This is a genomic window from Pseudomonas sp. THAF187a (assembly GCF_009363395.1).
In the GTDB taxonomy this organism is placed as follows: Bacteria; Pseudomonadota; Gammaproteobacteria; order Pseudomonadales; family Pseudomonadaceae; genus Aquipseudomonas; species Aquipseudomonas khazarica.
The window spans coordinates 148,711-160,442 of the sequence record NZ_CP045349.1 but is presented as its reverse complement, the minus strand read 5'-3'; the positions used below and the strand labels follow the sequence as shown (position 1 = coordinate 160,442).

At 65.0% G+C, this 11,732-nt stretch carries 13 protein-coding genes; 4 read left to right on the top strand and 9 right to left on the bottom strand.

The genetic code is table 11. The features are described from left to right. Positions 1-17 precede the first annotated feature (17 nt). The 3 genes from FIV02_RS00750 to FIV02_RS00740 all read right to left on the bottom strand — a co-directional run bounded on the left by FIV02_RS00750 (position 18) and on the right by FIV02_RS00740 (position 1,745). The gene (locus FIV02_RS00750) at positions 18-644 is read right to left on the bottom strand and encodes a thiol:disulfide interchange protein DsbA/DsbL (protein WP_152487528.1); all 627 of its coding nucleotides are present in this window, start codon (positions 642-644) and stop codon (positions 18-20) included. Positions 645-797: 153 nt separating this feature from the next. Then, positions 798-1,403 carry a cytochrome c gene (locus FIV02_RS00745; protein ID WP_037053950.1) on the bottom strand — a complete coding sequence of 202 codons (606 nt, stop codon included), beginning with the start codon at positions 1,401-1,403 and terminating at the stop codon, positions 798-800. Between the two features lie 51 nt (positions 1,404-1,454). Further along, positions 1,455-1,745: a cytochrome c5 family protein gene (locus FIV02_RS00740; protein WP_037053953.1), complete on the bottom strand. Its 291-nt coding sequence runs from the start codon at positions 1,743-1,745 to the stop codon at positions 1,455-1,457. A gap of 242 nt (positions 1,746-1,987) precedes the next feature. On the opposite strand from FIV02_RS00740, the gene yihA reads away from it, so the two are divergent. After that, the gene (yihA, locus tag FIV02_RS00735) at positions 1,988-2,635 is read left to right on the top strand and encodes a ribosome biogenesis GTP-binding protein YihA/YsxC (protein ID WP_047584511.1); all 648 of its coding nucleotides are present in this window, start codon (positions 1,988-1,990) and stop codon (positions 2,633-2,635) included. A 450-nt stretch (positions 2,636-3,085) separates the two neighbouring features. On the opposite strand, the gene polA is transcribed toward yihA, so the two are convergent. After that, complete coding sequence (gene polA / locus FIV02_RS00730; protein WP_152487527.1) at positions 3,086-5,881, bottom strand: DNA polymerase I; 2,796 nt, start codon at positions 5,879-5,881, stop codon at positions 3,086-3,088. A 74-nt stretch (positions 5,882-5,955) separates the two neighbouring features. On the opposite strand from polA, the gene FIV02_RS00725 reads away from it, so the two are divergent. Together FIV02_RS00725 and FIV02_RS00720 are read left to right on the top strand one after the other, a co-directional pair. Continuing rightward, positions 5,956-6,240 (top strand): DUF2782 domain-containing protein, encoded by a 285-nt coding sequence (locus FIV02_RS00725; protein WP_037053961.1) that lies wholly within the window; start codon positions 5,956-5,958, stop codon positions 6,238-6,240. Positions 6,241-6,257: 17 nt separating this feature from the next. Next, a complete protein-coding gene (locus FIV02_RS00720) occupies positions 6,258-7,208 on the top strand; it encodes a homoserine kinase (RefSeq protein ID WP_152487526.1) in 951 nt (316 codons plus the stop codon). 211 nt (positions 7,209-7,419) lie between these two features. Here FIV02_RS00720 and FIV02_RS00715 read toward each other — a convergent pair whose 3' ends face one another. Genes FIV02_RS00715 through FIV02_RS00695 form a run of 5 tightly spaced genes read right to left on the bottom strand, consistent with a single transcriptional unit; the run spans position 7,420 to position 11,411 of the window. Continuing rightward, positions 7,420-8,052 carry an SCO family protein gene (locus FIV02_RS00715; RefSeq protein ID WP_037053965.1) on the bottom strand — a complete coding sequence of 211 codons (633 nt, stop codon included), beginning with the start codon at positions 8,050-8,052 and terminating at the stop codon, positions 7,420-7,422. Between the two features lie 47 nt (positions 8,053-8,099). Beyond that, positions 8,100-8,999, bottom strand: coding sequence for a heme o synthase (gene cyoE, locus FIV02_RS00710; protein WP_152487525.1), 900 nt, complete (start codon positions 8,997-8,999; stop codon positions 8,100-8,102). Between the two features lie 19 nt (positions 9,000-9,018). Next, the gene (locus FIV02_RS00705) at positions 9,019-10,074 is read right to left on the bottom strand and encodes a heme A synthase (protein ID WP_037053967.1); all 1,056 of its coding nucleotides are present in this window, start codon (positions 10,072-10,074) and stop codon (positions 9,019-9,021) included. 55 nt (positions 10,075-10,129) lie between these two features. After that, positions 10,130-10,708, bottom strand: a complete 579-nt coding sequence (locus FIV02_RS00700; RefSeq protein ID WP_134677561.1) for a hypothetical protein — start codon at positions 10,706-10,708, stop codon at positions 10,130-10,132. Then, positions 10,683-11,411: an SURF1 family protein gene (locus FIV02_RS00695; RefSeq protein WP_051800620.1), complete on the bottom strand. Its 729-nt coding sequence runs from the start codon at positions 11,409-11,411 to the stop codon at positions 10,683-10,685. The genes FIV02_RS00700 and FIV02_RS00695 overlap by 26 nt, the downstream gene beginning before the upstream one ends. A 71-nt stretch (positions 11,412-11,482) precedes the next feature. Between FIV02_RS00695 and FIV02_RS00690 the strand changes: the two genes are divergently transcribed. Further along, positions 11,483-11,686, top strand: coding sequence for a twin transmembrane helix small protein (locus FIV02_RS00690; RefSeq protein WP_037053973.1), 204 nt, complete (start codon positions 11,483-11,485; stop codon positions 11,684-11,686). Positions 11,687-11,732 lie beyond the last annotated feature (46 nt).

Genomic DNA, 11,732 nt, shown 5'->3' with positions numbered 1-11,732 from the left:
CTTGCGCCTGCGGCCGCTTACAGCGCGGCGCGTTCCTTGGCGATCAGGTAGTCGGCAACACCGAGGGCCTCACGCGGGCCGCCGGAGGAGCCGATGTCGAAGCGGTACTTGCCGCCGACGATCATCACCGGTACGCCAGTGACCTGGTACGCCATGGCCAGCTTCTTGGCCTTTTCCATCTGGCCTTTGACGGCGAAGGAGTTGAAGGTGCTGAGGAAGGTGTCGCGGTCCACGCCCTGAGTGGCGACGAAGTCGGCGAACTCTTCGGCGGAAGCCAGCTTCTTCTTCTCCTGGTGGATGGCGTTGAACACCGCGTCATGCACCTTGCCCTCGACCTTCATGCTTTCCAGGGTGAGGAAGGCCTGGCCGTGCACGTTCCAGATGCCACCGAACAGCGCCGGGACGCGGACGAAGTTGACATCTTCCGGCAGCTCCTCGACCCAGGGATTGAGGGTCGACTCGAACTGATAGCAGTGCGGGCAGCCATACCAGAACAGCTCGACGACCTCGACCTTGCCCGGTTTGGAGATCGGCACCGGGCTTTTCAGCTCGACGTATTGCTGGCCGGCAACCGGCTCGGCGTGGGCGCTGAGGCCGAAAAGACTGCTGATCGCCAGAGCGGCGCCGAAAATCAGGTTACGCATGGGGGTACTCCTTGGCTGGAAAGCGTCGCCCTGGTGGCGATTCGAGACTATGACTCGCTGGCACCGGGCCGGTTCCGCCCATTGTAGCCACCGCGCCCAATAAAAAGGGCGGCCGCAGCCACCCTTTGTCTTACCAAGTGCAACGGCGGTCTGTTAGTGCAGACCCTGGATGAAGCTGGAAACCGCTTCGATGTCCTTGTTGCTCAGCTTGGCGGCGATGGAACGCATGATCATCGAGTCGCCGTCGTTGGTGCGGTTGCCTTCACGGAAGTCGGTCAGCTGTTTGGCAACGTACTGCGCGTGCTGGCCACCCAGGTGCGGGAAGGCAGCAGCGGCCAGGCCAGCGCCGTTCGGCGAGTGGCAACCGGTGCAGGCCGGCATGCCTTCTTCCAGCTTGCCGCCACGGAAAAGCGCTTCACCACGCTGGACCAGCTTGGGATCGGCAGCACCGACGCTCATCTTCTGGCTGGAGAAGTAGGCAGCGATATCTTCCAGATCCTGGTCGCTGAGGTTGTCCAGCATGCCGGTCATCTCGACCACCTGGCGGTTGCCGGACTTGATGTCGTGCAGCTGCTTGAGCAAGTAACGCTCGCCCTGACCAGCCAGCTTGGGGAAGTTTGGAGCAGGGCTGTTGCCATCAGCGCCATGGCAGGCGCCACAGACAGCGACTTTGCCCTGACCGGCTTCGGCATCGCCAGCAGCCTGCGCCACGCCAGTGAGGCCCAGGGTCAACAGCAGACTCACGAGTACTTTGTTCATCAGCTAATCCAACTACGGCTAAGAGAGAAAAGGGTTATCGGTCGGGTTTACTCATTCGCTCATCAATTTGATGACCGCCTGGTAATCCTCGGCCGTGCAGTCCATGCACAGGCCGCGCGGCGGCATGGCATTCAAACCATTGGTGACGCTCTGCACCAGTGCATCCGTCCCCTTGGCCAGACGCGGCTCCCATGCGGCCTTGTCGCCCTTCTTGGGCGCCGTGGGAATCTGGCCGTTGTGGCAAACACCACAGGCACGGTCATACACAGCTTGCGGATCCTGAGCAGCATAGCCGTTGAAAGACAGCATCAACACGGCAGCTGCGAGCAGCATTTTCTTCATCAGATCAACCTCATCAGGGTAGAGAGCGTTCTGCTTTCTATCGAGCAGAGATGTAATCGCTCCCAGCAATCGGGTTCCTGCGGGTGGGACAAAGCGCACACAAAATCTGCGGCATTATATACTGGCAACGCTGAAACGGAAACGACGCCGCTTGCCGCGCCACCTGGCGTACGGTAGGTGCGCGGAAATGTCGCAAGCCCTCGAGCGCCTCAATCGCCTCGCGGCAACCACCGGATACCCCCATGCTCCCGAAGAATCCCATCATCGGTCTGTGCCAGCAGGCCAGCTTCCTCATCAGTGCCGCCAAGGTCGATCAGTGCCCCGAGGACAGCGGTCTGGAAGTCGCCTTCGCCGGCCGCTCCAATGCGGGCAAGTCGAGCGCCTTGAACACCCTCACGCATGCCAGCCTGGCGCGCACCTCGAAGACCCCCGGGCGCACCCAGCTGCTCAACTTCTTCAGCCTGGACGAGGAGCGTCGCCTGGTGGACCTGCCCGGATACGGCTACGCCAAGGTACCGATCCCGCTCAAGCAGCATTGGCAGAAACACCTCGAGGCCTATCTGGGCAGCCGCGAGAGCCTGTGCGGCCTGGTCCTGATGATGGACATCCGCCACCCGCTGACCGAGTTCGACCGCATGATGCTGGACTGGTCGGTGGCCAGCGGCATGCCGCTGCACATCCTGCTGACCAAGGCCGACAAGCTGGCCTTCGGTGCGGCGAAGAACGCACTGCTCAAGGTTCGTCAGGAGATCCGCAAGGAGTGGGGCGAAGGCATCAGCATCCAGCTGTTCTCGGCGCCCAAGCGCATGGGCGTGGAGGAGGCGCAGATGGTGCTGGCCGCCTGGCTGGACCTGCTGCCGGAGGAAGATGAGGAAGGCACTGAGGCCTGAGTCAGGCTGCGGCTAGGGGCAGCTGAAGAAGATCGTTCAACGCCCGCTTTGAGTTGGGATGCCTCAAAGAAGCCCGCTCCCGCCCTTCGGGAACCCCGGCTTTGGCATCCTCCTGCATCCACGCAGTCGTCACCCATAAATGGGAGAGGCTCAGCAGAATGCCGCTGGCGGCCGCTTTTTTTCAGGCAAAAAAAACCCCGAGCTTCGTATGGGGAGGGAGAAGTTCGGGGTTCAAGGTCTGAACCGCTAGGGCGGGGTCCAGATGTCTGCCAACACTTAACACAACAAAGGAGCATTGAAGGGCTTAACGGCCATTCACGAACTCTGACCTGGCTGCCTGGCGGAAAGTTCATCGCTTTTTTAAAAACCATTTGCAATAAGAAAGCGCCGTTTGATGCCCTGAAACCCATAAGCTAGAGCGGCCGCGGCTTTGCGCCGCGGCACCGGGTATCAATGCGCTTCATCCCAGTTGGCACCGACACCCACTTCGACCAGCAACGGCACATCCAGGTCGGCGGCGTCCCCCATCAGGCTCTGAAGCTTGGCACCGACCTCGTCGACCAGGTCCTCGCGCACCTCCAGCACCAGTTCGTCGTGGACCTGCATGATGATTCGCGCATCCACGCCGCTGTCCTGCAACCAGCCGTCCACCTTGATCATCGCGCGCTTGATGATGTCCGCCGCCGTGCCCTGCATGGGCGCGTTGATCGCCGCCCGCTCGGCCCCCTTGCGCATGGCCTGGTTCTGCGCGTGGATCTCCGGCAGGTACAGACGCCGGCCGAACACGGTCTCCACGTAGCCCTGCTCGGCCGCCTGCGCACGGGTGCGCTCCATGTAGCTGAGCACGCCGGGATAACGGGCGAAGTAACGGTCGATGTAGGCCTGGGCCTCCTTGCGCTCGACGTCGATCTGCTTGGCCAGGCCGAAGGCGCTCATGCCATAGATAAGACCGAAGTTGATGGCCTTGGCCTTGCGCCGCTGATCGCTGCTGACCTCGTCCAGCGCCACGCCGAACACCTCGGCTGCGGTGGCCTTGTGCACGTCCAGGTCATTGCGGAAGGCTTCCAGCAGGCCTTCGTCCTTGGCCAGGTGGGCCATGATGCGCAACTCGATCTGCGAGTAGTCCGCCGCCATCGTGCGGTAGCCCTTGGGGGCGACGAACGCCTGGCGGATCCGCCGCCCCTCGGCGGTACGGATCGGGATGTTCTGCAGGTTCGGGTCACTCGAGGACAGGCGCCCGGTCGCCGCCACCGCCTGGTGGTAGCTGGTATGGATGCGCCCGGTACGCGGGTTGATCTGCTCCGGCAGCCTGTCGGTGTAGGTGCTCTTGAGCTTGCTCAGGGAGCGGTACTGCATCAGCACCTTGGGCAGTTCGAAGTCCTGCTCGGCCAGCTCGGCGAGCACCGCCTCGGCGGTGGACGGCTGACCCTTGGCGGTCTTGCTGATCACCGGGTAACCGAGCTTCTCGTAGAGAATCACACCGAGCTGCTTGGGCGAAGCCAGGTTGAACTCCTCGCCGGCGATCTCGAAGGCCTTGCGCTCCAGTTCCACCAGCTTCTCGCCCAGTTCGACGCTCTGCTGACCGAGCAGCCGGGCATCGACCAGCGCACCGTTGCGCTCAATACGCGCCAGCACCGGCACCAGCGGGATCTCGATCTCGCGCAGCACTTTGGCCAGTGACGGCACGGATTCGAGGCGGCCCCAGAGTTCCTGGTGCAGACGCAGGGTCACATCGGCGTCCTCGGCGGCGTACGGCCCGGCCTGCTCCAGCGGAATCTGGTCGAAGGTCAGCTGCTTGGCTCCCTTGCCGGCGATGTCCTCGAAGCGGATGGTGCTGTGGTTCAGGTACTTCAGCGCCAGGCTGTCCATGTCGTGACGGGTGGCGGTGGAGTCCAGCACGTAGGATTCGAGCATGGTGTCGAAGGCCACGCCCTGCACCGCGATCGGCGTACTGGCATTGGCCAGCACATTGATGTCGTACTTGGCATGCTGGCCAACCTTGGCCTTGGCCGGGTCTTCGAGGATCGGCTGCAGCGCCTTGAGCACGGCATCGCGGTCGAGCTGCTGCGGCACGCCCATGTAGCTGTGGGCCAGCGGCACGTAGGCGGCCTCGCCGGCCTTGACCGCGAAGGACAGGCCGACCAGTTGCGCCTGCTGGGCATCGACGCTGGTGGTTTCGCTGTCGAAGGCGATCAGCTCGGCCTGCTCCAGCTTCTTCAGCCAGGCATCGAACTGCGCCTGCTCCAGCACCAGCTGGTAATCCCCGCTGCTCGCCGGCGCGGGTTCGGCAAGCGCCTCGGCAGCACCGGCGACCGGCTCGGCGAACAGATCACCGGCAGGCGCAGCGGCCTTGGCCGCCAGGCCCTTGTTCTGGCGCAGCAGGTCGTCCAGCCAGTTCTTGAATTCCAGTTCGCCATACAGCTCGACCAGCGCCGCCTGATCCGGCTCGCCCGGATGCAGGTCATCGATGGCGATGTTCAGCGGCACGTCGGTCTTGATGGTCGCCAGCTGATAGGAGAGGTAGGCCATCTCGCGGTGTTCCTCGAGCTTGGCCGGCAGGCCCTTGGCGCCGCGAATCGGCAGCGCCGGCACCTTGTCGAGATTGGCGTAGAGCACGTCGAGACCACCACCGATGCCGACCAGCAGGCCGAGCGCGGTTTTCTCGCCGACCCCGGGTACGCCGGGAATGTTGTCCACCTTGTCGCCCATCAGGGCCAGGTAATCGATGATCAGCTCGGGACCGACACCGAATTTCTCCTTTACGCCACCTTCGTCATAGACGCTTCCGGTCATGGTGTTGACCAGCGTAACGTGCGGGCAGACCAGTTGCGCCATGTCCTTGTCGCCGGTGGAGATCACCACGTCGCGCTGCTCGCCGGCTGCCTGCCGGGCCAGGGTGCCGATCACGTCGTCGGCTTCCACGCCTTCGACGCACAGCAGCGGCAGGCCCAGGGCACGCACGCTGGCATGCAGCGGCTCGACCTGGACACGCAGCTCGTCCGGCATCGACGGGCGGTTGGCCTTGTACTCGGCGAACAGCTCATCGCGGAAGGTGCCGCCCTTGGCGTCGAAGACCACGGCGAACGGACTGTTCGGGTATTGCTTGCGCAGGCTCTTGAGCATGTTCAACACGCCCTTGACCGCCCCGGTGGGCATGCCCTTGGACGTGGTCAGCGGGGGCAGGGCGTGGAAAGCGCGGTACAGGTACGAGGAACCGTCGACCAGAACGAGGGGAGCTTGGCTCATGCGCGGGATCAACCTTTTCGGCGGGTGCAGCGGTAGAATGGCTGCATCGGTGAATATCAAGGAGCAAGGTTATCATGGGTACATTGAATCGCCTGTTGCTGGTCAGCCTGCTGGCCTGTCTTCCGCTCGCCGCTCACGCCGAGGACCCGGTTTCCGCTGACCCCGACGTAACCATCCGCCAGGACGGCGACCGCACCATCCAGGAATACCGGGTCAATGGCTTCCTCTATGCCATCAAGGTCATTCCGAAGAATGGCAAACCCTATTTTCTCGTGCGCGCCGATGGCAGCGACGGCAATTTCATTCGTTCGGACGATCCGGACATGCTCATCCCGTCATGGGAAATCTTCAGCTGGTAAGGCAATAAAGGTCTGATATGTCGGTATTCACCCCCCTGGAGCGTCATGAGCTCGAAGTCTTCCTGGCGCCCTACGGGCTCGGGCGCCTGCGTGATTTCCAGGGTATTGCGGCGGGCAGCGAAAACAGCAACTTCTTCGTCAGCCTGGAGCAGGGCGAATACGTTCTGACCCTGGTCGAGCGCGGCCCGGTGGGCGACCTGCCGTTCTTCATCGAACTGCTCGACGTCCTGCACGATGCCGGCCTGCCGGTGCCCTACGCCCTGCGTACCCAGGATGGCCTGGCCCTGCGCAGCCTGGCCGAAAAGCCGGCACTGCTGCAGCCGAGGCTGTCCGGCAAGCACGTGCGCGAGGCCAATGCCCACCACTGTCAGGAAGTCGGCCGCCTGCTGGCGAACATTCACCTGGCGACGCGGGCCACTCCCGTCGAACGACGCAGTGATCGCGGGCTGGACTGGATGCTCGCCGAAGGCCCGAGCCAGGCCCTGAAACTCGACGAGCAGGCGCTGCCTCTGCTGCGTGATGCGCTGCAGGAGATCGCCGAGCTGAAGCCGCGCATCCTCGCTCTGCCACGCGCCAACCTGCATGCCGACCTGTTCCGCGACAACGTGCTGTTCGACGGCAATCACCTGGCGGGCGTGATCGACTTCTACAACGCCTGCTCGGGGCCGATGCTCTACGACCTGGCCATCACCCTGAACGATTGGTGCTCGCACGAAGATGGCAGCCTCGATGGTGCCCGTGCCCGCGCGCTGCTCGGCGCCTATGCTGCGCTGCGGCCGTTCACGGCGGCAGAGGCCGAGCTGTGGCCCGCGATGCTGCGCGTGGCCTGCGTGCGCTTCTGGCTGTCACGCCTGATCGCCGCCGAGTCGTTCGCCGGGCAGGAGGTGCTGATTCATGACCCCGGCGAGTTCCAGCGTCGCCTGGCGCAACGCCAACAGGTAGACCTGCCCCTGCCGTTCGCGCTGTAGGCTGGACCACGCTTCATCGGTCCACCGTGGCAGGCGCTGCGGTGGATGAGAAGAGCGTCATCCACCCTACGCAGGGGTTTGCCAGCAGCGACAGACTTGCAGAGCGGGCGAGCCGCCAACACCGTAGGGTGGACCACGCTTCACCGGTCCACCGTGGCGGGCGCTGCGGTGGATGAGAAGAGCGTCATCCACCCTACGCTGGAACTTGCCGTCAACTGCCGGAAACCAGCCCCGGCAGTTGCTCGGCCAGCTTGGCGTTGTTGATCGGCGCGCGGATGAAGCCGCGCTGGGTGCCATCCGGGCCGACGATCACCAGGTTACCGCTGTGATCGACGGTGTAGTTTTCCTTGCTGGTGTCGGCCGGGATGTAGGGGATGCTCACCGAATTGGCGAACTTCTGCAGCGTCGCCTCCTCACCGGTCAGCCCTTTGAAGCCCGCATCGAAGTAGCCCAGGTACTTGCTCAGTTGCTCCGGCGTATCACGGTGCGGGTCGACGCTGACCATCACCACGTTCAGCCGCGCACGGGTTTCTTCCGGCAGCTGGCCCTGCAGCTGGCGCAGCTGGGCGAGGGTGGCCGGGCAGATATCCGGGCAGAAGGTGTAGCCGAAGAACAGCAGGGTCCAGTCGCCCTTGAGCTGATCGACCGCCACGGCCTTGCCATCCTGGTTGGTCAGGGTCAGCGCCGGCAGGCTGCGAGGCTGCGGCAACAGGACGATGCCGGCATCGAGCAGCGCCGCCGGATCACCCTGGCCCTTGCTGCTGAGCACCTTGTTGACGGTCAGGCCCAGCACCAGGGCCACGATGGCGACAAGAACGAAGACGGTTATGTGAGTACGAGTCATGAAAGCCCTTAGCACGTCGTGAAAGCCAGCTGCGCCGCCGCGGCTCGCTAGACATTCAGCAGCAGGTAGTGATCCGCCAGCAAGGCGATGAACAACAGGAACAGGTACCAGATACTGTACTTGAAGGTGTTGATCGCCGCGTGCGGTTTGCTGTCACGGTACAGCACCCAGGCCCAGTGCAGGAAGCGCCCGCCGAGCAACAGCGCACAACCGAGATAGAGCACCCCGCTCATGTGGATGGCATAGGGCAGCAGGGTCACGGCGAACATCGCCAGGGTGTAGAGGAGGATGTGCACCTTGGTGTAATGCTCGCCGTGGGTCACCGGCAACATGGGAATGTCGGCCTTGGCGTATTCGGCCTTGCGATGAATGGCCAGGGCCCAGAAGTGCGGCGGCGTCCAGGCGAAGATGATCAGTACCAGCAGCAGCGGTTCGGCGCTCAGGTGCCCGGTCACCGCCACCCAGCCGAGCAGCGGCGGCGCGGCGCCCGCCAGGCCACCGATGACGATGTTCTGCGGCGTGGCGCGCTTGAGGAACCCGGTGTAGATCACCGCGTAGCCAAGCAGGGAGGCCAGGGTCAGCCAGGCGGCCAGCTCGTTGGTGAACAGCAGCAGCAGGCTCATGCCGGTGATGGCCAGCGCCAGGGCGAATGCCAGCGCGGCCACGGGCGAGACGCGCCCCGAGGTGACCGGTCGCTTGTGCGTGCGCGCCATGATCGAGTCGATGCGCCGGTCCACCACATGGTTGACCGCCGCCGCCGCCCCGGCGCACAGGCCGATGCCCAGGTTGCCGAACAGCAGCACGGTCCACGGCACACCGGCACGGGTGGCGAGGAACATGCCGACCAGGGAAGTGATCAGCATCAGCAGCACCACCCGAGGCTTGGTCAGCTCGAGGTAGTCGCGCCAGCTTGCGGAGGCGGCGTGAGCAGTGAGCACGGTAGCCATGGTCATTCTCCTCTTCTTGTCATTTGCCGAGTGCCGGCGCCAGCTTGCTGGCCATCACCCGTTGCACGGCAGGTTCGCCCGCCCTGGCACGCTCCACGGCGCTGCCACGCAGGCGATAGTTGATCAGCACCATCGTCAGCAGCAGGGCCGCGCCGCCAGCGTTATGCGCCACCGCCACCAGCAGCGGCAGGTGGAAGATCACGTTGCTCAACCCCAGGCTGATCTGCAGTGCCAGCGCGACCAGCAGCAGCCCGGCCAGGCGCGGCAAACCGGCCGCCCGCAGGCGCCAGGCCAGCAACAGCAGCGCCAGCGTGACCAGCAGGGCGCCGATGCGATGGCTCATGTGAATGGCGGTGCGCGCGTCACTGTCGAGCTGGCCGCCCAGGTAGTTGGGGCCGATGTGCTGGGTGAGGTGAAAGCCCTTGCCGAAGTCCATCGCCGGCCACCACTCGCCGTGGCAGGTGGGCAAGTCGACGCAGGCGACCGCCGCGTAGTTGGAGCTGACCCAGCCGCCGAGGACGATCTGCCCGATCACCAGCAGCAGGCAGGCCGCAGCCAGCGCGCGCAGGCCGGCCGGCAACTGCAGCGGTGCGAAACGCCCGGACAGGCGCAACGTCAGCAGGGTCAGCAGACTCAGGGTGGCGAAGCCGCCCAGCAGATGCGCCGTGACCACCTGCGGCCAGAGTTGCAGGGTGACCGTCCACATGCCGAACGCCCCCTGCAGGATCACCAGGGCCAGGATGGCCAGTGGCAGCTTGAGCGGCTGCGTGGCATCGGCGCGGCGGCGGATGGCCTGGGTGGCGATGGCCAGTATCACCAGGCCCAGGGAACCGGCGAAGTAGCGGTGGATCATCTCGTACCAGCCCTTGGCCACTTCCACCGGCGCCTCCGGGAAGCGCGCCTCGGCGATGGCCTGCTTGTGCTCGCTCATCGGCACGCCGAGAAACCCGTAGCAGCCTGGCCAGTCCGGGCAGCCCAGGCCGGCGTGGGTGAGCCGGGTGTAGGCCCCGAGCAGGACCACCACCACGGTCAGGAGGGTCGCGAACAGCGCTAGACGATAACCTGGCTTGTGCATGTCTACTCCTTGGGCACTGGGCTTGGCGCTCTGCCGGCGAAGGCCGGGCGGAGCCTCAACCGATCAGGGAAATCTTCAGCAGGTAGCGCAGGTCATCGAGGATGGCCTTGCCGTCACTACCGGCGGGGTAGCGCAGCACCAGGTTGCCGTGCGGGTCGACCAGCCACAGCTGGGCGCCGGATGCCGTCCCGCTGGCCTTGTCGTAGGCCTGCGGATCCAGCGGGTAGCGCCCCAGGCGCGGGTACTCACGCTCGAGCTTGGCCTGGTAGTCGGCGGGCAGCGCCTCGGCCAGGGCCAGCGCATGACTGGCCCGGCCCGTCTCGCGGTTGAGGCCGATCTGGATCTGCCGCGCCAGGTAGACCAGCTGCTGGCAGTCGGCATCGCACGCCCCAGGCGCCGTGACCAGGATCTGCCACACCGGCTGCACCTCGCCCTGCACGCCGAGATCGGCCAGGGTGCGGCCATCGCCGATCAGCACGCCGTGGTAGCTCCGCGTCTCCGGCACCCAGAAGCGCCATTTGTACATGGCGCTGGCGAGCAGCATCGGGCCGATGACGATGGCCAGGATCAGCAACAGCTGCAGGCGGCCACGCCCCTTGCGCGGAGCCTCAGGCATGGCGATGGCTGGGTTCATGGCGAATCTCCCGTGCGTTGTGTATTCCGAGATAGATGAACAGGCCGAGCAGTGCCGCAGCCAGAGCGAACCACTGCACGGCATAGCCCACATGCTTGCTGGGGCTCATGGAGACGATCGGCCAGTCGACGCGATAGCTGGCGGGCCCGGGTTCCAGGCGCACCTCGAATGGCAGGCCACCGCGCCCCAGGCGCTGCCACAGGTCGGGGGCCTCGACCTGGGTGATCAGCCGGGGCCAGCCGTCCATGACACCGGACTGCAGGTGCAGGCCGCCCGCAGGTGCCACGTAGACCCAGGCCGTGAGCTGCATGACGCCGTCGGGGCTGGCGAAACGGGGCGGCGTGCGCCGGTCCGGCCAGGGCAGCCAGCCACGGTTGAGCAACACCCAGAGCCCGCTGGGCTGGTCGTAGAAGGGTTGCAGCAGTTCCACGCCGGCATGGCCGTCACGAATCCGGTTGTCCAGCAGCAGGCTGTGCTCGCTGTCGAAGTAGCCATGCAGCTGCACGCGCCGATAGGCGGGGTCGCGCAGTGGCTCGAGCTGGTCGAGGCTGATCGGCTCGGCCTGGCGCCGTGCCTCGAAACTGGCCAGCAGCTGGCGCTTCTCGTCACCGCGCTGCAGTTGCCAGAAACCCAGCCACAACAACCCCGGCAGGAGCAGGGCGACCAGCAGGCTGGGCAGCCAGCCGGGACGGAAGGCGCTCATCGCAACCTGCCGTTGGGCTTGGAGTGGCTGGCTATACTGCACTGCATCAGTCGATTCCCCCGGAGTCCCGCATGCTCAAGGCCGCGATCATCCTCTTGCTGCTGGCCACGCTCACCAGCCTGTTCAGCGGCCTGTTCTTCCTGGTCAAGGACGAAGGCCATGGTTCCCGTGTCCTCGGCGCCCTGGCCCTGCGCGTCGGCCTGACCGCCATCACCGTCGCCCTGATCGCCTGGGGCTTCTATTCAGGGCAACTGGTGTCCCACGTCACCTGGTAGCGCAACGCCTGCGGTGATCCGCAGCGCGTTTCTTGCAGCGTGAAGC